This window comes from Sorangium sp. So ce590 (assembly GCF_051521365.1).
Classification (GTDB): domain Bacteria; phylum Myxococcota_A; class Polyangia; order Polyangiales; family Polyangiaceae; genus Sorangium.
The window spans coordinates 4,636,775-4,659,112 of record NZ_CP150346.1 but is presented as its reverse complement, the minus strand read 5'-3'; the positions used below and the strand labels follow the sequence as shown (position 1 = coordinate 4,659,112).

Here is a 22,338-nt window from a genome sequence, read left to right as displayed (position 1 = left end):
CCGGCGCATCGGCGCCGAGCTCCTCAGAACTGGTATCGCAGGTTCGCCCCGGGCGAGATCATCAAGACGAAGTCCCCCATGAGCGACTCGGCGTCGTACGTGCCGATCCCGTCGTTCGCCGCCGCCAGCTCGATCGTCCTGTCCCACTTCGGCTTGCTGAGGCCGATCAGGAGCAGCAGCTTCAGGCTGCCGGACACCTCCCACCGCTCTCCGAGCCGCAGGCCGAGCCGCACCTCAGGATCCGCGTAGAAGTACGTCGCCGAGGCGAAGTCGACCACCGGGGACGTGTTGAACCACTCCCCGCCCGTCGTCCTGAACCTGCCGGTCCGCTCATCGCGGACCTCGCCGACGAGCACCCCCGCGCCCAGCCGGAGCAGCGCCGGGAAGTCCTCGCCGAAGTGGTACCCGAACGTCGCGCCGGCAAGGAAGCCGCCCAGGCGGAGCGTGTCGCTCGCCGTGCCGTCGAGCGGATCCCGGTAGCCGACCGGCCTGAGCGTCGCCGAGCGCTCGTCGATCTGCTGTGCCGCGAACAGGCCGCCGAGTTCGATCCCGACGCCGATCCCCGAGCCGAGCTCGTAACCCCCGTGGATCATGCCGAGCCCGCCGAGGCCGAGCGAGCTGGAGCAACCCGAATCGCAGCCGTCCGTGATCGCCCCGCCCAGCGTCGGCGCCAGCAGGAACGACGCGCTCACGTCGAGCGTGATCTTCGGCGGCTTGCGCCAGATGTCGGCGTCCTCGTCGCGCTCGAGCCGCATGTCGAGGCTCTGGCGCTGGCCCTTCTGCAGCGCCACCGTGCGCGTCCCGGTGACGAACCCGTCGGCCTTCACCTCGACCCGGTGCGTGCCGGCCTTGAGCCGGCCGAGCCAGACGCCGTTGCCCACGTTGACCGAGTTGATCCACACGCTCGCGCCGGGCGGCGTGGGGTCGATCCGCAGCGACGCGTCGAGATCCTCGGCGAGCAGCGACAGCGTCGTGAGCTCCTGCGGCTTCACGGGCGCCGCCGTCGGCTGCGTCCCGAGCTTCCCCGCGCCGCGCAGCGCGACCATGTGGTCGCCGACCGACAGCGCGCCGATCCACGGGGTCTGCCCCACGACGACGTTGTCCACGAGCACGTCGACCGTCTTGCCGGCGCGCTCCACCACGCGCAGCCGGCCGGAGCGGGTCAGCCTGCGGAGCTTCGCGTTCATCGTGACGGTCTGCCCCCCGGCGACGTCGACGCGCGTCTCCACCGGCTCGTAGCCTTCCTTGAAGACGCGGACGACGTGCGCGCCCGCCGCCACGCGGATCGGCTTGACGGGCGGGTACTGTCCGCGCTCCTCGCCGCTCACCACGATGGACGCCCCGGGCTCCGCGTTCGTGATGTCGAGCGTCCCCACGAGCGCCCGCAGCTCGGCGATCTCCCGCTGCGCGACCGCGCGCTCGGCGGTCGACATGGTGAAGTCGCGCAGGAAGGTCTCGAACATCTCGAGCGCCTCGTCGTAGCGCTGGAGCTTGCGCAGCGCGATCGCGGCGTTGTTCGTGGCCGCGCGCGTCGGGTAGAGCTTGCGCGAGAGGAGGAACTCGGCGAGCGCGGGGCTCCAGGCCTCCTCGCGCAGGAGGGCGAGCCCCTTCTCGAAGTGGAGCCGCGCGACCTGCCGGTCCGTCTCGGAGACGGGCGCCTCCTCGGCCAGCGCGGCGCCCTCCGTGCCGGCCGGCGCGGCGCCTTCCGCGCCGGCCGGCGCGGCGCCTTCCGCGCCGGCCGGCGCCGGCTGTGCGAGCGCCGGTCCCGCGGCGATCGCGACGGCGAGCGCGGCCGAGAGCGCGCGCAGCCGCCGCGCCGGCCGGGGGCGTCGCGCGAGGGAGAGAGGGCACGAGCCGCCGCGCCGCGTACGCAGATCCATTCGATCGAGCACCGTACTCAGCCTGTTCTTCTGCTGTTATTTTCCGAACTCTTCGGTGTTGTCGATGATCCCCTTGGGGGTCGTCGGCGCGGGTGGCGGCGTCGGCGCGGCGGAGACGCTCTTCGCCGGAGGCGCCGGAGCGCCCTTCGCCGAGGGCGGCATGAGCTCGATCTTGAGCGGCCGCGCGCCGCTTGTGGTCACGAACACGTCGGTCACCACCTCGTTCGCCCCCTTGAACACGCGCACCCTGTGCTCGCTCCCGAGCGGCCCGGTGATCTCCAGGATGCCGTTCCTGGTCTTCGCGCGTGCGCCTTCGATCTCGACCGAGGCGTCGGCAGGCAGGATGACCACCTGAACGCGCCTCGGATGCAGCTCGGCGGCCTCGACGACCTCCGACGTCCCCGTCGCGGCCGGCGGCGGCGGCGGCATCGGCGCCGGCGCCGGGGTGGCCGCCGCCGGCGGGAGCGCCTCGGCGGTCGCCTGCGCCACCGGCGGCGCGACGGGCTCGGGCGACCGCCGGCTGCTGACGAAGTACACGCCGGCCGCGATGACCGCGGCGAGCAGCGCGGCGCCGGCCACGACCGGCCCCCGCGACGCGCCGGGCTGCGTGCCGCGATGCGACTGCGTGAGCGCCCCGGTCGTCGCGGCGCCGGCGTGGTTGCCGGCCGGGACGACCGCGCCGTGCGGCCCGCTCTGGTTCGCCGGCGGCGCGAACGACGGGTGCGATCCGCCGCGGTGCTCGTGCGGGGCCGCGGGGTACCCGCCGCTCGGGTTCGCGGGCGACGCCGCGAGCGCCGCGTATCCGCCGCTCTGGTTCGCGGGCGACGCCGCGAGCGCCGCGTATCCGCCGCTCTGGTTCGCGGGCGACGCGCCGGCATACGCGCCGCTTTGGTTCGCGGGCGACGCGCCGGCATACGCGCCGCTCTGGTTCGGGGGCGGGAGGCTGACGTTCACCGAGAACCGCGGCGCGGACTGCCTGTGCACGGCCTCCGGCAGCGGCACGAGCATGCTCTCGTGGATGCCCCAGCCGTAGGGGAGCATCGGCCGGATGGCGCCGAACATCTCCTGCGCGCTCTGGTAGCGCTGCCCGGGCGCTTGCAGCAGGCAGCGGTGCACGATCGCCGCGACCTCCGGCGGCACCCACGGCGCGAAGTCCTGCACCGGCGGCGGGGGATCCGAGCAGATGGAGATGATGAGCTCGCCGAGCGCGGTGATGTGATGGTACGGGGTTCGCCCTGTGAGCGCCTGGTAGAGCACGGCGCCGAGCGACCAGATGTCGGTGCGGTGGTCGATCTCCTTCTGGCCGCGCGCCTGCTCGGGCGACATGTAGAGCGGCGACCCGATGAGGTTCCCGGTGCGCGTGAGATCGGCGCCCTCGGTCTCGTTCGCCCGGTCCATCTTGACCTTGGCGATGCCGAAATCGAGCAGCTTGACGAGGATCTCGCCGGCGTCGCGCCGCGCGAGGAACAGGTTGTGCGGCTTGATGTCGCGGTGGACGACGCTCGCCTCGTGCGCCTTCTGGAGCCCGAGGCACGACTGCGCGACGATGCGCAGCGCGAGGTCGGGCGCGAGCGGCCCGACGCGTTTGATGAGCTGGTGGACGTCCTCGCCGGCGAGGAACTCCATCGCGAGGAAAGGCAGGTTCGATCCACGATCGACGCCGGCGTCGAGCACCTGGGTGATGTGCTGCGTGTCGATCGCGCCCGCCGCGCGCGCCTCGCGCTGGAAGCGGCTGACCACCTTCGGATCGCGGGTGAGATCGGCCGAGCTGATCACCTTGACGGCGCAGCGACGGCCGGTCCCCGTGTGCTCGGCCTCATAGACCGAGCCCATGGCGCCCTCTCCGAGCAGCTGGCGTATCTGATATTTGCCGTCGATGATCGTGCCGATCACAGCGTTAGGGGCACTCTAGGGGATTGCGCACGGGGGAGCAATGTCCGCGAACGCGCGCGCGCTCGCGGCTCAACCTGCCGCGGATCCTCGTACAGCTCGGCGGGACAGATCGCGCTCCTGAGGGAAGCCCACCCCCGAAAACGGGGGCGGCCCCACCCGGTCGCGCCCCGTCGGGTCGAGGCGCCGGCCGCCCGCCTCCGCCGCCGTCACGTCCCCGGCGCCGCCGGCCGCCTGGGGGGTGGACCCCAGGCGACCGCGGAGAGGTCTGCGAGAGAGCGCGCGACGGGAGGCCGACGCCCGGTCGGCCATCGAGGACGAGCGACTCGCGCTCTCCCGTGACCGCCCGTGCGCCTGCGGAGGCACGCCGTCAGGCGGTCGAGGGGGCCGCCAGCGCCGCGCGAGCGGGCGTGGCGCCAGCAGCTGCGGAGGTTCGAGCGCCCGTTACCAGCGGAAGCCGTTCTCCCCACCGCAGTGGGGGGGCCGGAACCCGGGGTTACGGAACCTGTCATGATCACGGAAGCAGCAGAAGTCGAAGTCGTCGAACCTGTTGCGATCACGGAAGCAGTCGTCGCGGAAGCAGTCGTCGCGGAAGCAGTCGCCGCGGAAGCGGTCGTCGCGGAAGCAGTCGTGGCGGAAGTCGTTGCGGAAGCAGTCGTGGCGGAAGTTGTGGTCGAAGAGCGTGTTGATGTTGATGTTGTTGTTGTTGATGAAATTCGACGGGCAGCAGCCGAAGCCGCCGCCGAAGCCGCCGAAGCCGCCGAAGCGCGAGCCCACTGCGCCGACGCCCGGCGCGCCGAAGCCGAAGCCCGGCGCGCCGAGGCCGACGCCCGGCGCGCCGAGGCCGACACCCGGCGCGCCGAGGCCCGGCGCGCCCACCGGCCCTTGCCCGACCTGGCCAATCGGCGCCTGGCCCACCTGGGCAATCGGCGCCTGGCCCACCTGGGCAATCGGCGCCTGGCCCACCTGGCCAATCTGCTCCTGTAGACCGGGGCCCGCCGTCCCCTGCCCGAGGTCGATGGGCCCCTGCGGCCCGAGCATCCCTCCCTTCCCCTTGCTCGGCCCGAGCGGCGACTTGCCCGGCGCCTGGAATCCACCCCTCTCCTCGTCCCCCTCGAGCGCCCCGGCAGCCTCGTCCCCCTCGAGCGCCCCGGCAGCCGAATTGACGAGCTCGACCTCGGTGAGGTCCGCGTCGCCCACTGAATCGACGGCGCACCCCGTGCCCAGCGCCGCCATCACCATCGCGAGCCCCATCACCTTGCCATGAATCGAGAGCATGTGTTGTCCTCCTCAATATCCCGTGATGGCCGGAAGCCCCGAGCCATCCTGGGTTCACCGAAGAGCAGGCTGTGTGCCTCAGCGCTCGTGTGCAGACACTGCCGCTGCGAGCTCGCGTCGCCGGCCTCGCCGCATCGGCGAAAAGACATTCTCTGGATCAGCGCCGGCTCTGGTTTTCCGATATCTCAACGCGAGGACCGGCCGGACGGCCCCCCAGCGCCGCGGCCCCTGCGCGCGGGCTGCGTGCATCGGCTGGAGATGGCGAACTCACCGCCTCGGCGGCCGGCGCTCGAGCGGGGCGCGCAAACCCATCTCTCTCGCGCGTTCGAGCAGATCACGTGCGCTCTCGCCCGCGCCGCGGCCGTCGCGAACGAGAGCAGCTGGGCCCCTCCGGCGACGCGCAGACGGCCGCCGCGCGCCGCCTCTCCGCCGCTCGTCTGACCCGGCCAGAACCCGCCCGTACCGCCCCGGAGATATCGACACTTCTGCGCCTGACCTGCTCAGGATGCGCCGTTTGTGACCAATGAAGGCAGAGCACGAGAATCGATCGACTCGGGCCGTAACCATCCGCCTCCGTCACCGCAGCTCCGCGATGGGCGCTCGAAACGAACCCTGCCGGCGCGCTCCTGCGCTGGCAGACCACCAGATGCGCGCAAGTGGGCTCATGTGAGCAAGTATGCGCTCTGTGGATCCAGGCGCCGTTTACGTACGGCCGGCGGGTTGGTAGAACTTTTCTCCGGAGGACGCATGAGCAACGAGCCGAGCGAGACGGAAGGGGCAGACACGGGTCGTCGTGGGGTGTTGCGAGCGGCCGCCACGACCGAGGCGGCCATGGCGGGCGGGGCTGTCGGGTGCGCGCCGCCCGGGGCGCCTGCAGCCCCGCGAGATGCCGCGGCGGCGGCGCCGCTGCGCAGGCTCGGGCGGACCGGCGCGCAGGTGGAGCCGGTGTCGCTCGGCGGAGAGGGGATCCTCCGGACGACCGGTCGCCACCGCGAGGCGGTGCCGGTGATCCTGGAGGCGCTGCGCCTCGGGGTCAGGTACTGCGACACTGCGCCTGCGTACCACCAGAGCCAGGACTACTATGGTGAGGCCTTCCGCGCCGCCGGACCGGGGGCCCGCGAGCAGGTATTCCTCGCCTCCAAGACGCACGCGCGCGATCGCGACGGCGCGCTCAGGCTGCTCGACGACAGCTTGCGCCGCCTCGGGACAGACCACCTCGATCTGTGGCAGTTGCACGATCTGCGCGAGAGCGACGAGCTCGACGCCATCTTTGGCAAGGGGGGCGCGATCGAGGCCGTGGAGCAGGCCAGGGCGGACGGCCGCGTGCGCCACGTGGGGATCACCGGGCACCACGACCCGCAGATCCTCGTCGAGGCGATGCGGCGCTATCCGGTCGACACCGTGCTGTGCGCGATCAACCCCGCGGATCCGGCGCGGCTCCCCTTCCTGACGACGGTGGTCGAGGAGGCGCGGCGGCGCGGCGTCGGCGTCATCGGCATGAAGATCATGGCCGCGGGCCGCCTGCTCCAGGATCGCGCCGCGAGCCCAGGCGAGCTCATCCACTACGCCGCGAGCCACGCCGACACGGTGATCATCGGCTGTTCCTCGATCGCCGAGGTGCGCGAGAACCTCGGCGCGAGGGCCCTGCCCTTCCCCATGCCGCCCGCCGAGCGCGGCGCGCTCGAGGCGCGCGTCGCGCCCCGAGCCGGTCGTTACGACACGTTCAAGGCCTGAACGGCGCCCCTCCACGCTCCATCTCTTCTTCGCCTCTTCTTCCTCTCTGCCGTCCTCGGCGCCTTGGCCGTCGACCCGCCCGGGCTCTACGGCGGCGCGATGTCCTTGCAGCAGCGGAATCCAAGGTGGTAGTTCGCGTGGCTGCCCTTGCTCATGAGCCGCGTCGCGTGCCAGTCGGGCGCGCGAAAGCGGCAGTCGTCGGCGTGGACCTCCATCGACGAGAACGCGAACCAGCTGCCCTTCATCTCGGTGAAGCCCCGATCGCCGCGCCGCGCGAGCTCGTCGGGCAGGATGGGCAGGCTCATGTGCTCGGCCACGTTGCCGTGCAGATCGAAGACCCCGAGGCTGCTCCGGCACGCGGGGAAGGCGCCGGCCGGATACGTGTTGGAGCCGCAGCGGTCCCACCCGCCGCCTGGGCATCCCGGCGTGCGGGAGCTCTCCGTGCCGCAGAGCGCGTGGTTCTTCTCGGGACCGTAGCTCCACACCTTCTCGCGCAGGAGGTTGTGATGCCAGCTCGCCTCGCTCCGGGGCCTCTCCCACTCGTACTCGACGTCGGGCTCCCTCAGGGCGCCGGCGCACGCCCCCTCCCACTCGTGCGCATCGCAGATCCGCTCTCCGATCGCCCTGCACAGGAGCGCCGCTTCGCGCGCCCGGACGTGCACCACGGGGTACTCGCAGGGGATGTTCGGGAACTCGAGCTGATCGATGCAGACAGGGGCGTCCTCCGCCGTCTGCCCGCGCGTGGGGTCGAAGAGCGGCACCATCCCCGGCGCGCCGCAGGCCGGCTCGCGCGCCCGCTCGACGCCCGCGATCTCCCGGATGCGGCGGCACTCCGAGCGCGACATCGGGTGGCGCGTGAGCGCGGGGTTGCCCTGGCCGAGCACCGGCGACGCCGCGAAGATCGCCTCGACCTGCCGCATCGCCTCGTCGGAGAGCGCGAGCTCGCGCCGCATCCGCGCGAACAGCCGGGCGCGCTGCTCGTCCAGCGTGGCAGGCGCGAGGTCCTCATCATCCATGGTGGGCGCCACGCGCTCCGCCGGCGCGGCCGACGCGGCGGCCGGGCGCTCCCGTAGCGCGCCTGCGAGGAGCGGCGCTGCGGTGCGCGCCACCGGCGCCCTCGACAGGCGCGCGCGTTCGCCGGTCCACACGGCGGCGCCCGCGCCGATCCACACGGCGGCGCCCGCGACGAGCACGCCCGCGGCGACGAGGGCCGCTGTCCTTCCGCGGCCGCCCCCGCGCGCCCTGTCGGCGCGCACGCCCGCCGAGAGCGCCGGCGGCGGTGCGCTCGGCGCGGGCGGTCGCGGCGCGGAGGCCGGATCGTTCGGCGTCTCGGGGCAGGACATCGGCGTGCGACCTCGCGCTTACGGCTACGGACATCCGTCGATTTCGGCAACTTTCAGAGCGCGCGCGATCGCCAGCCGGCCCGAGCGACGCCTTGACGGTCCTGCCCGGGGCACGTCAAATGGGGCATCGTGCGCAGGGCGGCCCTCCGAATTCTCTACCTGGCGCTCCTGCCGGTGCTCGTCCTGTTCGCGCTGATCGTCGCCCCCGCCGTGGTCGTCTCGCGCATCGCGAGCCGCGGCCGCGTGTGGCGGCCCGAGACATGGAAGAAGATCTCCTACGGGAGCCGCTACTTCGGATCGTCGTTTCGGGGGCGGCTCGGCGAGGTCGTCGACGTCATCGACGTCGTCCGCGATCGCGTGATCCTGCTGGTCCTCCTCCTCGCCGCGCTCTGTCTCGCCGGCGGGCTCATCGTGCATCTCTTGGAGATCGGGGTCCCGAGCTGGGTCTCTGCGCGGCCGGACGGGCCTTTCGCCTCGTCCGTCGGGTCCGATCTCGCGTGGTTCCCTGCGGGCGGCAGGCTCTCCTTCGGGGGCGGCGCGGCGCTCGTCCTGGTCGGCTGCGTGGCGCTCGCGCTGCTCGCCCTCGGGATCTCGCTCTATGCCTGGCTCGCGTTCGCCATGGGCGAGGCGATCCGCGTGATCCTGCGGTATGGCGGCGCGGCGACGCTCTTCCCCGACCCCGGGGACGCGATCCCCGGCGGGCGGCTCGTGCTCTGCCAGCTCTCCGATCTGCACCTCACGGCGGACGGCCGCGAGCCGTACGAGATCGAGGAGAGCTCGGCCGCGTGGCCCGAGGGCGTCGCGCGCCCCGACACCGCCGATCTGACAGGCCGTCTCCGGCGGCTCGTCGCGGAGATCGCGGCCATGAGGCCGCCGCTCGTCGCGCTGACCGGCGACATGACCGATCTCGGGGAAGAGGCGCAGTGGGCCGAGCTCGAGGCGGCGCTCGCCGGCATCCCTGCCGCCACGCAGGTGCTCATGGTGCCTGGCAACCATGATATCGCCATCAACCTCGGCACGTCGCCCGATCCGTACCTCACGAAGCGAGCGGAGCGCGAGCAGCGCTTCATCGAGGTGCTCACCCGGGTCGAGCGCGGCCCGTTCCAGCCCCCGTTGCACATCCCGGCCCGCAAGCGGGCCCGGCGCCGGCTGCGCGCGATCGCCGGCCTGTATCCGAGGCGGCTCGATCTCGAGGGGGGTATCCGGATCTTCGGGCTCAACTCGAACCGTTACCGGTCGCGGTTCGTGGGGTCGAACGCGATCGGGCAGATCGGCGGCGGTCAGCTCCGGCGCCTGGCCCGCGCGCTCAGGCGGGGCACCGGCCCGGTCGTCGTGCTCCTGCACCACCACGTGGCGCGCCTCGCGGGGCCGATCTCGCTCAACGACACGTTCATGATCGCGATGGATGGCCCGCGCCTGCTCGAGATGCTCGCGGCGTATCAGCAGAAGAACCCGAGGAAGAACAGCGCGCTCGTGCTGCACGGGCACAAGCACCTCGCGTTCTTCGGCCATTACCGCTCGAAGAGCGGCGGTCGCGTCAGCGTCTACGCGCACCCCTCGTCGACGCTGGGCCACGAGACGGACGGCCACCTCGACGGCATCGCCCGGTTCGCGGCCATCCGGCTGACGGACGAGGGCAACTGGCGCGTCGAGACGCACCCGCTCCGCCCCGCGCGCGTGAACGAGGGCGCCCGCGCGCCTCGCGGAGCCCGGGGAGAGCTCGGCCGATGAGGATGTAGCGCAGCGCATTCTCGGCCGCGTTCGCGATGAGGAGCGGCGCACGATCCATGGCTTCGGACAGCGTGCAGGGAGCCTCGAGGATGGACGAGAACGAGTCGATGCCGCACGCATAGTTCACGCGCGCATCCTCATCGACGGTCCCCGCCAGGGCAATGACCGGCAGCCTGAAGCTCCCGATGACGCTCGGCCTGGAGTCCTCGCTCTCGGGCGTCCACCAGGGCGTGCTCGTCCTGCTTACCCGGCGGCGGCGGACGGCGCGGAGGCGAGCCCGCGCGGCGCGGATCAGGGAACGAAGTAGCAGATCTCGAGCCAGGGTCGGTCGCTCTGGAGGGGGTGGTCGCTCGACCTGTACGACGTGCGCCCGTGCGGATCCTCCTCGACGAGGAAGCCGTGGTTCGGGGCGGAGCCATCGACCCACGCCTGGACGAGGCCGGTCAGATCGGCGGTCATTTCATAGGGGCCGGCCCACGTCAGGTCGGCCTCGACGGCCTCGTCGTAGCTTGCGGCGAAGCGGTTCCATGTGACGGCGTCCTCGCTCCAGGGCGCGGTGATCCGGTGGATACGGACGCGCTGATCGCCGGCGCCGTAGGCGACAACGCCGAAGTCGGCCGAGGTGACGGTGGCGCCGGCGGGGATGCTGTCGAGCCCGAACCTGAAGAGCGCCTGCTTGGGGAGGCCGTGCGCGGAGCCCGAGTCGTTGTAGGGGACGCGGCCGTCGCCGTAGTCGGGGAACGCTTCCCAGATACCGGCGTCCGCGACCTCGCCGGCGGTGCCTCGCTGCACGGTGACGCACGCGTCCACGCATGCGTCGCCGGTGCCGTCGCCGTCGCCGTCGGTCTGGTCCGGGTTCGCGACGCCCGGGCAGTTGTCGCAGGCGTCGCCGATGCCGTCGGCGTCGCTGTCGGCCTGGTCCGGGTTCGCGACGCCCGGGCAGTTGTCGACCGCGTCGCAGACGGCATCGCCGTCGCTGTCGCCGCGCGGACACGGGTCGCAGGCGTCGCCGATGCCGTCAGCGTCGCTGTCGGCCTGGTCCGGGTTGTTCACGGTGGCGCAGTTGTCGCAGCCCGTGCCCAGGCCCGGCGCGACGCCGTCCCCGTCGTGGCTCCCGAGCGACGTCAGCCCGCGGTTGTAGCCGTCGCAGACGTCGCGATCGCCGCACGGAAACGTACCGGAGACCGCGTCGTGCAGGCACAGGAACGACGAGCCTTCGGTCCCATCGACGTGGATGCGCGCGAAGCCGACGAGCAGATTCGCGCCCCTGGCGATATCGACCCGGACATCGTTGCATGTGGCCGGATTGTAGAGGGCGAGCACCTCGGGCTCGGTGAACCTCTTCTGGAGCGTCGTTGTGCCGCATTCGCAGTCGTTGACGCTCGGGATCGTGCCGAGGTGGACCCCGTTCAGGTACAGTGAGAACTCGGCGTCGCCGCAATCGGCGTGGTTGATGATGAGCGTGATCGCGGTCGTCGCCCCAGACGCCGTCCCGGGGAACGCCGCAAGCACGAGGAGGGAGAGGCAAGCGCCAGCGGCGCTTGTACGGATGTATCGCATGATCAACTTTATATCCCTCCTTTGCACGGTATACAATGCTCCTGGGTGGGCCAGGCGTGTGTGTTCACGCGTCGGGCGCGGGGGGCGGGCGGATATACGGTGACGATTGGGGGAGCGCTTACGCTCGCCCAGAGTTGGACACGAGGAGAGGTAGGCATGACGCCGAGGTCGTCCCATCCGCGTCGAGCGACCTGGTGCGGGCCGGAGCGAGGAGCACCCCGCCCGCACGCTGCGCGCCGCCTCAGATGGCCGCACGCTTTACGCCGCCTCCCTCCCCCTCCGCGCGGCCCGGCGCAGCGGCGCGACCGCGGCCAGGAGCAGTATGACGAGTGCCGTCTCCGACGAGGACGCCGGAGAGCGGCGCGCGAGATTGCGCTCAGGCTGCCGCTGCGGTGCAACGGGTCGACGTCGTTGACGGGTTCCGGGCAGAGCGACGGCGCTATCTCGGAAACGACATGCGGTCAGGATCAGGATGACGATGTCGGACGAAGTCTGCAGCACCGACGCCGTCGAGGTAGAACGGGACAGGGCGGCCGAGGAGAGCGCCGCGACGAGAGCGCCGGAACGACCGGCCTTTCTCGGGAGTGGGGCCCGCAGGCGGCCCCGCGTCGGCGCAGGATCAGCTGATGCCCATGGGCGCGCCGCCCTCGGCGACGAACCGATCGGCGATGTCCACGAGGAGCGCGTCGGTGGCGGGCTTGCTCTTCACGGTGACCTGCGTCTCGTCGGGCAGGAGCACGAACGAGCCGACCACCTTGCCGTCGAGCCGCACCTCGTGGCTCCCTCCGGGCGGAGCGGGGGCGACCTCGTAGACCTTGCCGTCACGCGCCTTGATCTTCATGCCCTAGCGGTAGCACGCAACGGCCGCGCGCGGCGCACACCGCGCCGCGGCGCGCGCGGCGGCGTCCCCGACGGCCGGCCGGGCGAGAGACCCTCCACCGCGGGCGGGTTGCGCTGTAGGATGCAACCGCGCCGCGCGCGAGGAGTATGCACCGTGCCGAGATTTCGATCTGGTCCTGATCCCGTCGCTCGCATCGGCGAGGCGGGGCTCTGCGCGGAAGCGTCCCGGGGGAGCGTCATGACGGTGGCCTCCTCGCAGCGCACCGAACCACGGACCCACGCAGCGGGCCCCGCGCTCGACGTCGATTGCTGACGCCGACGCCAGAGTCTGGCCAGCCCCCGGAGGCCGGCGGAGGGTGGATCGTCCTCGGCGTCCTGAACGAGATCCTCCTCAAGCTCGCGAGCCAGCCGGATCTGAGATCGCTCTGGGAAGAGGTCTGCTCGAGCGCGCGCTGGATCGTCCCGTCCCAGCGGCTCTGCGTCGTGCTCGGCAACGACGGCGGCGGCGCGCGGGTCGCGGCGCGGTACGAGCGCGGCAGCTTCGAGTACGGCGCGCCCGAGGGCGGCGGCGTCGTCGTGGACGCATGGATGGTCGCGGCGCTGGAGGCGCAGCGCGCCGCGTGGTTCAAGGGGCCGTGGGCCGAGGCGCGGGAGGCGGACAGCGCGCGTGCGTGGCTCCTCGCCGACGACCCCGACGTCGTCTTCCACGTGCCGATCCAGGTCTACAAGAAGACGATCGGCACGATGCTCTTCGCCCTGGAAGACCAGCGCCAGATCGACCGGAAGGCGCTGGCGAGCGCGACCACGTACGCGCTCTACGTCGGGGCGACCTACACGATGCTCAAGAACTCGCTCGACCTCGCCGCCGCGAGCGCGCAGCTGCGTGAGCAGAACGAGGAGCTCGAGCGCGTCCAGCTCGAGCTCAGGCTGCAGCTCGACCGGGCCCGCGCGCAGCACGAGGCGATGCTCGAGATGTCCACGCCGCTCATCCAGGTGTGGGACAGCGTGCTCACGCTGCCCGTGATCGGCATGATCGACGGCGTGAGGGCGGCGCGCATGATGGAAGAGGTGCTCGGCGCGGTCGTCCAGCACGCCGCCCGCTTCATGATCGTCGATCTCACCGGCGCGCACGCGACCGACGCCTCGACGATCGAGCACCTCCTCCGGCTCTTCGCGGCGACGAGGCTGCTCGGCAGCCAGTGCATCATCTCCGGCGTCCCGGCGGTGATGGTCGAGCACATCCTGGAGGCCGGCGGCAGCCTGGACGGGATCCCGGTGTTCAGCACGCTGAAGAGCGCGCTCGAGCACGTGATGGGCGTCCTCCGGCCGAAGCCGCGGTAGCCGCCTCCGGCCGCCTGCGGAAGGAGCGCCCCGATCGGAGCGGCGCCTGCCGCGCGCGGCGCGCAGCTCCCCGTGATACGCCCGCCGTCGCAAACCGGAGCGTGACAGATGAAGCTCGCAATGATCGGACTCGGGAGGATGGGCGCCAACATGGCGCGCCGGCTCATGCGCGGCGGCCACGAGGTCGTGGCGTTCGATCTGAACCAGGACAGCGTGAAGCAGCTCGGCGAGGAGGGCGCAGGGACGGCCTCGTCGCTCGACGAGGTTGCGGCGCAGCTCGCATCGCCGCGCGTAATCTGGGTCATGCTCCCCGCGGGCGCGCCGACCGAGCACGTCGTGCAGGAGCTCGGCGAGAAGCTCGGCGCGGGCGACGTGATCATCGACGGGGGCAACACCTACTTCAAGGACGACGTCCGCCGCGCCGGGGCGCTCGCCCCGAAGGGCATCCGCTACGTCGACGTGGGGACGAGCGGCGGCGTGTGGGGGATCGAGCGCGGCTACTGCCTCATGGTCGGCGGCGCCCCCGAGACGTTCGCCCTCGTCGAGCCGATCCTGCGGACGCTCGCGCCCGGGCCGGGAGACATCCCGCGCACGCCGGGCCGGCGCGCGGCGCAGAGCACGTCGGAGGAGGGCTTCCTCCACTGCGGCCCGGTCGGCGCCGGCCACTTCGTGAAGATGGTCCACAACGGCATCGAGTACGGCCTCATGCAGGCGTACGCGGAGGGGTTCGACATCCTGAAGAACGCGGCCACCGAGCGCCTGCCCGAGGAGCACCGGTACGCGCTCGACCTCGGCGAGATCGCCGAGGTCTGGCGGCGGGGCAGCGTGGTGGGCTCGTGGCTGCTCGATCTCACGGCGATCGCCCTCGCCGAGAGCCCGGAGCTCGGCGAGTACAGCGGCTTCGTGCAGGACTCCGGCGAGGGGCGCTGGACCGTGATGGCGGCGATCGAGGAGGCGGTGCCCGCCGAGGTGCTCTCCTCGGCGCTCTACGCGCGCTTCCGCTCCCGCCACGATCACACCTTCGCCGAGAAGGTCCTGTCGGCGATGCGCCACAAGTTCGGCGGTCACCTGGAGCGCCCGACGGGGGGCTGAGCGGCGCTCCCGGCCGCCATTCGAGCGACGAGCCGGGAGCGCGTTCCCGGCGCGCCCGGGCCACCCCCGCCCGGGAACCTCTCATCCTCCTGGAGAGGCTCATAAAATGGATGTAAACTGTTGAAATTATTATGATTTAACCTGTATCACCGGTCCGGAAGCTCTCCGGTAGGTCGCTCTCCTCGGGCTGCGCTCGCTGCCCCGAGGCGAGGAGCGCCTCGGCCAGGAGCATCGCGTCGACCGGCCAGAGCTCGGGCGGGCGCCGGTGCTTCGCCCCTGCCTCGGGGAGCGGGCGGCAGGTGAGCACGAGGCGGCGGAAGCGATCCGGGATGGCGTCCCGGCCGTGCGCCGCCCCGAGCAGCGCGCCGGCGATCGCGGCGTTCGTGTCGGCGTCGCCGCCGGCCATCACGGTCGCGATGAGCCCCTGCTCGAGCGAGGGCGCGTGGAGGAGCTGGTAGAAGGCGTTCTGCAGGGCGATGAGGACCCAGCCGGCCTGGTGCGAGAAGCTCCGGGGCGGCGCGCGGCGCGCGGCCTCCAGCGCGGCGAGGACCACGCGCTCGCCGCTCCGCTCCGCCTCGGCGCGGCCGATCGCGAAGGCGCCCTCGACGCCGGCGCCGCCCACGGCGGCGGCGATGGCCGCGACGAACGCGGCGGAGGCGGCGCAGCAGACCGGGTGGGGGTGCGTGAGCGCGCTGTCGTCGCGCGCCCAGGCCGCGGCCTCCTGCGGGCGGCCCGCGCCGAGGATGCCGAGCGGCGCGGCGCGCATCACCGAGCCGTTCGCCTCGCTGGTCAGGCTCGCGGCCGCCCTCGCGCGGTCGCGGCGCGCGCCGGGCGAGGGCGCGCCCGCGGCGGCCGAGAGGGCGGCCGCGGTGGTGTTGCCGATGTCGAACGGGCGGGAGCCGTACCAGTGCACGTAGGCGTCGAGCGCGGCCTCGGCGACGAAGCCGCGCTTGCGCACGATCGACCGCGCCAGCATGAGCGCCATCTCGGAGTCGTCGGTCGGCTGCCCGGCGAGGGTGTTCCACGTCCCGCCGTCGGCGAGATCCTGGACCCCGCCCGGGTAGAGCGCCTCGATCTGCTCCGCGGTCCGGAGCTCGACGAGCGCGCCGAGCGCGTCGCCCGCGAGCTGGCCGAGCAGGCAGCCCTGGGCCCGGGAGAGCGCGCCGGCGCCCTCGATGAGCAGGCTGCGGGACGGGCGCAGGAGGCCGTACGTCCCCTGCGGCGCCGGGATGCGGCCGTGGATGACGGCGTTCCACGGGCGCCGCGCGAGCTCCCGGACGACCGCGGGGGCGCCGCCGAACAGGCGGCAGATGTCGCCCTCGCCCTGCGCCGTGTACGCGATGGGCGCGCCGTCGTCGTCGACGAGCTCGCCGCCCGCGGCGCGCACGAGCGCGTGGCCGGCCGCGTAGTCCCAGCTGCGAGGCCGGCTGAGCGAGACCGCGGCGACCCCCTCGCCGACGGCCGCCAGCGCGAGCCGGTAGGCGAGGCTCGGGAGCGAGAGGAACCGCGCGGGGGCGACGCACCGGGCGTTGCGGGCCGGGAGGTAGTCCGCCGACTGCGAGAGCAGCACGACGGCGTAGCGATCGAGCGTGGCGCCGGCGAGCGACGACGAGACGGGGGCGCCGTTGCGCCGGATCGGCCCGGTGCCCTCCGCCCAGGCGATGAGGTCGCCGCGGTCGTCGGGGTAGGCGTACGCGAAGACGACGCCGAGCACCGGCGTGCCCTCGCGCAGGAGGCCGATGGAGACCGAGGCGCCGCGGTAGCCGTGCAGGAACGACGCGGTGCCGTCGTTCGGATCCACGATCCAGCGGTGCGACGGGTCCGCGCCGTCCAGGGCGCCGGTCTCCTCGCCGAGGAACGTGTAGGGGGTGGCGCGGGTGAGCGCGTCGCGCAGCAGGAGCTCGACCTCCACGTCGGCGTCGGCGTGCGTCCCGGCGCCGCGGGGGCCGCCGGGGCGGTGGAACTCCGCGCGGAGGAGCGAGCCCGCGCGGCGCGCCGCCTCGACGGCTAGCGCGAGCTCAGCGTCGTAGCCCATGCCGGTCCCGTGGCTCCACGCGAGGCAGCCTAGGCCAGCTCGGAGCGCCGGCACCGGCCGGCGTCGAGCGCGTCTCCCGGAGGCGGAGCGCCGTAGCTGCGCAGGTCGGCGACGGCCGCGTCGACCTGCGCGACGATGCTGCGGGCGTGGTCGAGGAACGCCGCGCCGGCCGGCAGGAGGCGCATGCCGCGCGCGGTGCGCTCGAACAGCTGCGCGCCGAGCTCGTCCTCCAGGCCGCGGATCTGCCGGCTGAGGGGCGGCTGCGCGATGTGGAGCCGGCGCGCGGCGCGGCCGACGTGGCCTTCCTCGGCGACGGCGATGAAGTAGCGGATCTGCGACAGGCTCACGCGGCCGATTCTACTCGAACGCCGCCCGGGCGAGGAGCCGCGCGCGGGCGCCCGAGATCAAAACGGTATTGGATGGGCGCGCGCTGCGCGCGCATACGCCTCGCATGAACGTGGACATCCTCCGGCCTCACGCGTGCGAGGCGATGCGGCGCGCCGGGCGCGCGGCCGCGGCGACGCTGGCCGCCGTCGGGGCGCGGCTCCAGCCCTTCGTGACGACCGCGGACATCGACCGGTGGGTGCGCGAGGACACAGCGCAGCGAGGCGGCCGCCCGAGTCAGCTCGGATACAAGGGCTTCCCTGCCGCAGTGTGCACGAGCCGGAACCACGTCGTCTGTCACGGGATCCCGCGGCGCGACGAGGTGCTCCTGCCGGGCGACATCGTCAACGTCGACGTGACCACGGAGCTCGACGGCTACCACGGCGACACCTCGGCGACGTTCTTCCTCGGGGAGCCGAGCGCCGAGGCGCGGCACGTGGTGGACGTCGCCCGGCGGTGCCGGGACGCGGGGATCGCGGTCGTGCGCGACGGGGCGCGGCTCGGCGACATCGGCGCGGCGATCGAGGAGCTCGCGCGGGCGGAGGGGTGCAGCGTGGTCCGCGAGGTCGGCGGGCACGGCATCGGGCGGAAGATGCACCTGCCGCCGCACGTCGCGCACACCGGCGTGCGCGGGGCGGGCATGCGGCTCCGCGCCGGGATGGCCATCACGATCGAGCCGATGGTCAACCTGGGATCGCACCACATCCGCACGCTCGACGACGGGTGGACCATCGTCACGGAGGACGGCAGCCTCTCGGCGCAGTTCGAGCACACCGTGCTCGTCACGCGGGACGGCTGCGAGATCCTGACGCGCTGAGGCGGCCGCGCGGCGCGCGGCACCGGCGCGCCGCGCGCTGGCTCGCGCCGGCGGCTGCGGCGTCACACCCCCTTGGTCACCCAGGCCCACACGAACTCGCACTCCATCGGCGTCGCGCCGCTGTCGTCCGTCACGGTGACGGCGACGACCACGTCCCCTTTCGGCTGGTCCAGGAAGGACCGCCGCTGCTCGGGGGACAGGGTCGCGACCGCGCGCAGCCCGCCCTGGGTGCGGCGCTTGTAGTCGACCTTCATGCTGCGAAGGAGCGGCAGCTTGTCGTCGGGCAGGTTGACGGCGACGACGAAGCCGGTCGCCGTCTCGGCCAGGAGCCCCGCCGCCGCCGCGTGCACGCCGCCGATGTGGTTCCGCACCTTGCGCCCGTTGGCGAGCCGCAGCGCCACCCGGTCCGAGCCCACCTCCTCGAACTGGATGCCGGCGGTCCCCGTGAACGGCACCATGCGCTGGAGCAGCACCGTCTGCGCGCGAGAACGCAGGAAGGACGGGAGCACCTGGAGCGGAGCGAGCGAGCGGGCGATGAAGTTCGGCTTGGTGGACATGGGGGCCTCTGAGGGCGCCGAGCTTAGCGCATGCCGGGCCGGCGCCTCGCTCGCGGCGCGGGCGGCGCGCGGATCCCGGGGCAGCGCCGCCGCCGTCGTGCCCGCGCCGGCGGCGCGGACATCGCGGCGTGCGGCGCTCTCCTCGGCCTCCGAGGGCGAGCAGGGGGCGCGAACTCGGCGGCTCACGGCGCCGCGCCTTGTGTAAGGTGGCGCCATGTCATCGCATCGAACGATGCTGCTCGGGGTCGCGGTCGGCGCAGCCGGCGGACTGACGGCGAACGCAGTCGCGGCGGGCTCCCCGGCGCTCACCTGGATCGTCGATCATATCACCTATCCGGTGGGCCAGATCTTCCTGCGCCTGCTGTTCATGCTCGTGCTCCCGATCCTGTTCTCGGCGCTCGTCATGGGCATCTGCGAGCTCGATCTGAAGCACGTCGGCCGGCTCGGCCTGCGGACGCTGGGCTACACGGCCGTCGTCTCGACCATCGCGGTGCTGATCGGCCTGGTCCTGGTGAACCTGATCCGCCCGGGCGACGGCCTGCCCGAGGCGGTCCGGGGCCTCGCGCACAGCGGGGTCAAGGCGGCGACCGCCCCGGTCGACACCTCGCCGGTGGGGATGATCATCGCGATGGTGCCCGACAACGTCGTCAAGGCGGCGGCCGCGGGCGACGTGCTCGCCGTGATCACGTTCTCGCTGCTCTTCGGCCTCGCCCTGTCGCTCACCCCGACCGAGGGGGCGACGCGGCTCCGGGAGTGCATCCAGGGGCTGTTCGACGTCTCGATGCGGCTCATCGAGGGGGTGCTCCGGTTCGCGGCGATCGGCGTGGGCGCGCTGCTCTTCACGATCACGTCCCGCATGGGCATCGGCATCATGCAGCAGCTGGCGGCGTACGTGCTCACGGTGCTGCTCGGCCTCGGGCTGCACATGTTCGTCGTGTACTCGCTCTCGGTGCGCTTCCTCGGCGGGATGTCGCCGGTCGCCTTCTTCCGCGGGAGCCGGACGGCGATCGTGACGGCGTTCTCGACGGCCTCGTCGAACGCGACGCTGCCGACCTCGCTGAAGGTGGCCGAGGAGGAGCTGAAGCTGCCGTCGTCCGTGGCGCGCTTCGTGCTGACCGCCGGCGCCGCGATGAACCAGAACGGGACGGCGCTCTTCGAGGGGGTGACCGTGCTGTTCCTTGCGCAGGTCTACGGCGTCTCGCTGACCTTGGGGCAGCAGGCGATCGTGATGCTCATCTCGGTGCTCGGGGGGATTGGCACCGCGGGCATCCCTGCCGGCTCGCTCCCCGTCATCGCGATGATCCTGGGTCTGCTCGGCATCCCGCCCGAGGGGCTCGGCCTGGTCCTCGGGGTGGACCGTTTCCTCGACATGTGCCGGACCGTGATCAACGTCGTGGGCGACCTGGCAGCGGCGGTGTACGTGTCGCGGGATCAGCACCCCAAGCCGCAGGAAGAGGCGCGTGCGTGAGCGTGGTCCCCGTCACGGGATCGCGCAGCAGGATCGGCACCTCCTCGTCCTCGCCGCTCCTCAAGCGCGCGCGGGCCTCCTGGATCGCCTCGTCCACGGCGGCCTCGGCGGCCTCCAGCGCGGCCTCCCCTGCCCCCTCGGGCGTGCCGCCGAACTGGGCCGCCCGCCTGTCCTCCTCGGCCCGCCGGGCCCGCTCGCGGTTGGCCTCCGTGTCGAGCGCGTCGCTCGTCCCGCCGACGGGCACCGCCCCCACGCGGTAGTCGCCCACCTGCAGGCCCGCCAGGCCCGTCTTCTTCAGGTCGCTCATCGCGTCCTCCCTCCCGCCATGCATGAGCTTGCCGCAAACTCGCTCGAGCCACCACCCCGTCACGTCCGCCGTTCGGGAAACAGAAACGCGCGCGGCCGAGGCTCTGCCCCGGCCGACGCGCCGCTTCGCGAGGAACGCTCACGCGATCATCAGGAGAACGACCCGTGTTCCGACCGGTAACGACCGCTTGTCGCTGTCGTGGCGTAGGCCGAACGGTAGTCGGTCACGAGCCAGACCAGGCCGATGGCCACGCCCGACACGAGATAGAAGTTCCTCGCCGCGGACGCGGCATCGAAGCTGAACAGCCAGGGCGCCGCGACGAGGAACACGGCGACCGCGGCCTCGAGCGCTCCGTGGACCGGGAACGGGATGATCTTGGCGGCGCCCAGCGGAAATGCGGTGAGCAGCGTCATGCCGACGTGCACGGCACCCAGGATGTAGCAGAGCGTCTCGGGGAGCCCGCCGAAGCCGAACAGCGAAGGGGCCAGCAGGAACAGGGCCGCAACAGCGTAATCGATGTACCCATGAACTCGAGGCGACAGGATCTTCATGACCGACTCCTTGCAAACCACACGTTGTTGTGAGTGCCTTCGTCGGTCTGTGGAGTTGCAAGGCGCATGCCGCAGAGCGGCCCGGCGCAGAGGGTCGCCAGCGAGCTCAGCGGCCATTCCATCATTCCATCGCGCAGAGATCACGGAGACGGATTGTCGGCCGACCTGTCTTTGTGCGCTGAGGCGGCGCTGGGCACAACGCGCTCCGGGGCACCCGGACGCCGCCGCCGCCACATGGCCCGTCACCATGAGATCTCTTCGTGTGGCACATTGCCCCGACATGCGCCCACCCGCCACATGACACGGTGTCTCTGGGCGCTTCGTGTCGTCGGCGGAGAAGGCGTGTTGTCCCGACTGTCCAGCGTGCTCGCCCGGCGTCCCGAACCTCGATCCCCGGGAACGCCGGCGTAAGGGAAGCCCTTAAGGAGCTTGCCGGCCGTCACTTCGCCGGCGCGAGCAGGAGCTCGGGATCGACGCGCGTCCCGAAGAGGTTCATGCGCCAGTCGAGGTGCGCTCCATTCGTGCGGCCGGTCATGCCGACGGTCGCGACGACCTGACCCTGCTTGACCTCGTCGTTCACCTTCGCGGCGAAGCCGTGGAGATGGATGAACGTGGAGGTCAGTCCGTGGCCGTGATCGATGATCAGGGTGTGACCGCTCAGCGGAAGGTTCTTCTCGACGAACACGACCTTGCCGCAGGCGGGCGCGCGCACCGGCGTTCCGACGGGAGCCGCGATGTCCACGCCCCAGTGGATCCCGCCGTCGGTGCCGTTGAGCAAGCGCGGCTGGCCGTACCGCGAGGTGATCGACCCCTTCGACGGCCAGATGAAGCCGCTCTTGTAGCAGTTCTTCTTCGTGTACTTGTTCCGGACGGCGTCGAGCTTCTTCTCGGTCTGCGTGAGCTTCACGCGGGTCGCCATGTCGAGCTTGACCGTGTTCTCCGGCAGGTTGTCGACCTTGTCGACCTCGAACGTGCGCTGCTCCACGTCGAAGATCTTCTCGAGCACCTGCCCGTCGTCGAACGTGATGGTCAGCTTCTCCTGCGCCGGCGCGTTGCGCGAGAAGGCGATCAGAAACTCCCCCTCGTCGCTGACGGTCACGCGATGGCCGGGGAACGCCATCCGGCGCAGCTTGCCGTTCAGCTTGGCGCGGAGGAGCCCTCCCTGGACGGCGCGCCCCTCGACCGCGAGCCGGGTTTCGTCGGCCGCGGCTGGCCCGGCGTCGGCCACGTCCGCGCTCGCCGCCGCTCCCGTGCCGCCATCGACCGCGGCGGGCGCGGCCCCGGCCGTCGCGTCCGTCGGGGCCGGCGCGCTGGCCGAGGCGACCGGGGCGGCGGCGGCATCCGGCGCCGGGTCGGCGGAAGCCTGGGCCCCCGCGGCGGGCGAGCTCGATGAAGCGCCGCGATCACAGGCGGCGATGGTGAGCAAGCTTACGACGAGGACAGGGACGCGCATGGCCGCGATCGTGCCAGATTTTGCGTACCTCGACGAAAAATGTGGATGTTGGCCATGCCGGCATGCGCCGGTGCGAA

General features: G+C 72.3%; 18 protein-coding genes and 1 pseudogene. 6 read left to right on the top strand and 13 right to left on the bottom strand.

The genetic code is table 11. From position 1 onward, the window contains the following. Positions 1-23: 23 nt before the first annotated feature. The 3 genes from WMF28_RS17505 to WMF28_RS17495 all read right to left on the bottom strand — a co-directional run bounded on the left by WMF28_RS17505 (position 24) and on the right by WMF28_RS17495 (position 5,048). Entirely contained in the window at positions 24-1,892 is a 1,869-nt protein-coding gene (locus WMF28_RS17505) for a PEGA domain-containing protein (RefSeq protein WP_437603382.1), read from the bottom strand. Between the two features lie 24 nt (positions 1,893-1,916). Continuing rightward, positions 1,917-3,773: a serine/threonine protein kinase gene (locus WMF28_RS17500; protein ID WP_437603381.1), complete on the bottom strand. Its 1,857-nt coding sequence runs from the start codon at positions 3,771-3,773 to the stop codon at positions 1,917-1,919. Between the two features lie 441 nt (positions 3,774-4,214). Then, positions 4,215-5,048: a hypothetical protein gene (locus tag WMF28_RS17495; protein WP_437603380.1), complete on the bottom strand. Its 834-nt coding sequence runs from the start codon at positions 5,046-5,048 to the stop codon at positions 4,215-4,217. Positions 5,049-5,795: 747 nt separating this feature from the next. On the opposite strand from WMF28_RS17495, the gene WMF28_RS17490 reads away from it, so the two are divergent. Then, positions 5,796-6,782 carry an aldo/keto reductase gene (locus tag WMF28_RS17490; RefSeq protein WP_437603379.1) on the top strand — a complete coding sequence of 329 codons (987 nt, stop codon included), beginning with the start codon at positions 5,796-5,798 and terminating at the stop codon, positions 6,780-6,782. Positions 6,783-6,868: 86 nt separating this feature from the next. Here the strand turns inward: WMF28_RS17490 and WMF28_RS17485 are convergent, their stop codons facing one another. After that, complete coding sequence (locus WMF28_RS17485; protein WP_437603378.1) at positions 6,869-8,125, bottom strand: SUMF1/EgtB/PvdO family nonheme iron enzyme; 1,257 nt, start codon at positions 8,123-8,125, stop codon at positions 6,869-6,871. Between the two features lie 129 nt (positions 8,126-8,254). Between WMF28_RS17485 and WMF28_RS17480 the strand changes: the two genes are divergently transcribed. Further along, positions 8,255-9,856 (top strand): metallophosphoesterase family protein, encoded by a 1,602-nt coding sequence (locus tag WMF28_RS17480; protein WP_437603377.1) that lies wholly within the window; start codon positions 8,255-8,257, stop codon positions 9,854-9,856. 61 nt (positions 9,857-9,917) lie between these two features. On the opposite strand, the pseudogene WMF28_RS17475 reads toward WMF28_RS17480, so the two are convergent. The 3 genes and pseudogenes from WMF28_RS17475 to WMF28_RS17465 all read right to left on the bottom strand — a co-directional run. Beyond that, a pseudogene (locus WMF28_RS17475) lies at positions 9,918-9,983 on the bottom strand (hypothetical protein); the annotation flags it as partial. Positions 9,984-10,147: 164 nt separating this feature from the next. Beyond that, the gene (locus WMF28_RS17470) at positions 10,148-11,416 is read right to left on the bottom strand and encodes a DNRLRE domain-containing protein (protein ID WP_437603376.1); all 1,269 of its coding nucleotides are present in this window, start codon (positions 11,414-11,416) and stop codon (positions 10,148-10,150) included. 619 nt (positions 11,417-12,035) lie between these two features. Further along, a complete protein-coding gene (locus WMF28_RS17465) occupies positions 12,036-12,257 on the bottom strand; it encodes a hypothetical protein (RefSeq protein ID WP_012236178.1) in 222 nt (73 codons plus the stop codon). A 305-nt stretch (positions 12,258-12,562) separates the two neighbouring features. Here WMF28_RS17465 and WMF28_RS17460 point away from each other — a divergent pair, with 305 nt between their 5' ends. Continuing rightward, positions 12,563-13,597: an STAS domain-containing protein gene (locus WMF28_RS17460; protein WP_437603375.1), complete on the top strand. Its 1,035-nt coding sequence runs from the start codon at positions 12,563-12,565 to the stop codon at positions 13,595-13,597. Positions 13,598-13,705: 108 nt separating this feature from the next. Continuing rightward, positions 13,706-14,689, top strand: coding sequence for a phosphogluconate dehydrogenase (NAD(+)-dependent, decarboxylating) (gene gnd, locus WMF28_RS17455; RefSeq protein ID WP_437603374.1), 984 nt, complete (start codon positions 13,706-13,708; stop codon positions 14,687-14,689). A gap of 136 nt (positions 14,690-14,825) precedes the next feature. Here the strand turns inward: gnd and WMF28_RS17450 are convergent, their stop codons facing one another. Both WMF28_RS17450 and WMF28_RS17445 read right to left on the bottom strand, forming a co-directional pair. After that, positions 14,826-16,724, bottom strand: a complete 1,899-nt coding sequence (locus WMF28_RS17450) for an inositol monophosphatase family protein (protein ID WP_437603373.1) — start codon at positions 16,722-16,724, stop codon at positions 14,826-14,828. 29 nt (positions 16,725-16,753) lie between these two features. Continuing rightward, the gene (locus tag WMF28_RS17445) at positions 16,754-17,071 is read right to left on the bottom strand and encodes a LysR family transcriptional regulator (RefSeq protein ID WP_437603372.1); all 318 of its coding nucleotides are present in this window, start codon (positions 17,069-17,071) and stop codon (positions 16,754-16,756) included. A 104-nt stretch (positions 17,072-17,175) separates the two neighbouring features. On the opposite strand from WMF28_RS17445, the gene map reads away from it, so the two are divergent. Beyond that, a complete protein-coding gene (gene map, locus WMF28_RS17440) occupies positions 17,176-17,925 on the top strand; it encodes a type I methionyl aminopeptidase (RefSeq protein WP_437603371.1) in 750 nt (249 codons plus the stop codon). Between the two features lie 62 nt (positions 17,926-17,987). Here map and WMF28_RS17435 read toward each other — a convergent pair whose 3' ends face one another. Next, positions 17,988-18,482: a DUF4442 domain-containing protein gene (locus WMF28_RS17435; RefSeq protein WP_437603370.1), complete on the bottom strand. Its 495-nt coding sequence runs from the start codon at positions 18,480-18,482 to the stop codon at positions 17,988-17,990. Between the two features lie 214 nt (positions 18,483-18,696). Here WMF28_RS17435 and WMF28_RS17430 point away from each other — a divergent pair, with 214 nt between their 5' ends. Beyond that, a complete protein-coding gene (locus WMF28_RS17430) occupies positions 18,697-19,950 on the top strand; it encodes a dicarboxylate/amino acid:cation symporter (RefSeq protein ID WP_437603369.1) in 1,254 nt (417 codons plus the stop codon). Here the strand turns inward: WMF28_RS17430 and WMF28_RS17425 are convergent. The 3 genes from WMF28_RS17425 to WMF28_RS17415 form a co-directional block, all read right to left on the bottom strand. Then, positions 19,868-20,257, bottom strand: a complete 390-nt coding sequence (locus WMF28_RS17425) for a hypothetical protein (RefSeq protein ID WP_437603368.1) — start codon at positions 20,255-20,257, stop codon at positions 19,868-19,870. The two genes, WMF28_RS17430 and WMF28_RS17425, sit on opposite strands and share 83 nt — an antisense overlap. A gap of 149 nt (positions 20,258-20,406) precedes the next feature. Further along, positions 20,407-20,808: a hypothetical protein gene (locus tag WMF28_RS17420; protein ID WP_437603367.1), complete on the bottom strand. Its 402-nt coding sequence runs from the start codon at positions 20,806-20,808 to the stop codon at positions 20,407-20,409. A 439-nt stretch (positions 20,809-21,247) separates the two neighbouring features. Beyond that, positions 21,248-22,261, bottom strand: a complete 1,014-nt coding sequence (locus WMF28_RS17415) for a M23 family metallopeptidase (RefSeq protein WP_437603366.1) — start codon at positions 22,259-22,261, stop codon at positions 21,248-21,250. Positions 22,262-22,338: the final 77 nt, after the last annotated feature.

Coding starts and splice junctions, on each gene's coding strand:
- WMF28_RS17495 (WP_437603380.1), bottom strand. CDS start 5,048: ATGCTCTCGATTCATGGCAAGGTGATGGGGCTCGCGATGGTGATGGCG.
- WMF28_RS17490 (WP_437603379.1), top strand. CDS start 5,796: ATGAGCAACGAGCCGAGCGAGACGGAAGGGGCAGACACGGGTCGTCGT.
- WMF28_RS17485 (WP_437603378.1), bottom strand. CDS start 8,125: ATGTCCTGCCCCGAGACGCCGAACGATCCGGCCTCCGCGCCGCGACCG.
- WMF28_RS17470 (WP_437603376.1), bottom strand. CDS start 11,416: ATGCGATACATCCGTACAAGCGCCGCTGGCGCTTGCCTCTCCCTCCTC.
- WMF28_RS17465 (WP_012236178.1), bottom strand. CDS start 12,257: ATGAAGATCAAGGCGCGTGACGGCAAGGTCTACGAGGTCGCCCCCGCT.
- gnd (WP_437603374.1), top strand. CDS start 13,706: ATGAAGCTCGCAATGATCGGACTCGGGAGGATGGGCGCCAACATGGCG.
- WMF28_RS17450 (WP_437603373.1), bottom strand. CDS start 16,724: ATGGGCTACGACGCTGAGCTCGCGCTAGCCGTCGAGGCGGCGCGCCGC.
- map (WP_437603371.1), top strand. CDS start 17,176: ATGAACGTGGACATCCTCCGGCCTCACGCGTGCGAGGCGATGCGGCGC.
- WMF28_RS17435 (WP_437603370.1), bottom strand. CDS start 18,482: ATGTCCACCAAGCCGAACTTCATCGCCCGCTCGCTCGCTCCGCTCCAG.
- WMF28_RS17430 (WP_437603369.1), top strand. CDS start 18,697: ATGTCATCGCATCGAACGATGCTGCTCGGGGTCGCGGTCGGCGCAGCC.
- WMF28_RS17425 (WP_437603368.1), bottom strand. CDS start 20,257: ATGAGCGACCTGAAGAAGACGGGCCTGGCGGGCCTGCAGGTGGGCGAC.
- WMF28_RS17420 (WP_437603367.1), bottom strand. CDS start 20,808: ATGAAGATCCTGTCGCCTCGAGTTCATGGGTACATCGATTACGCTGTT.
- WMF28_RS17415 (WP_437603366.1), bottom strand. CDS start 22,261: ATGCGCGTCCCTGTCCTCGTCGTAAGCTTGCTCACCATCGCCGCCTGT.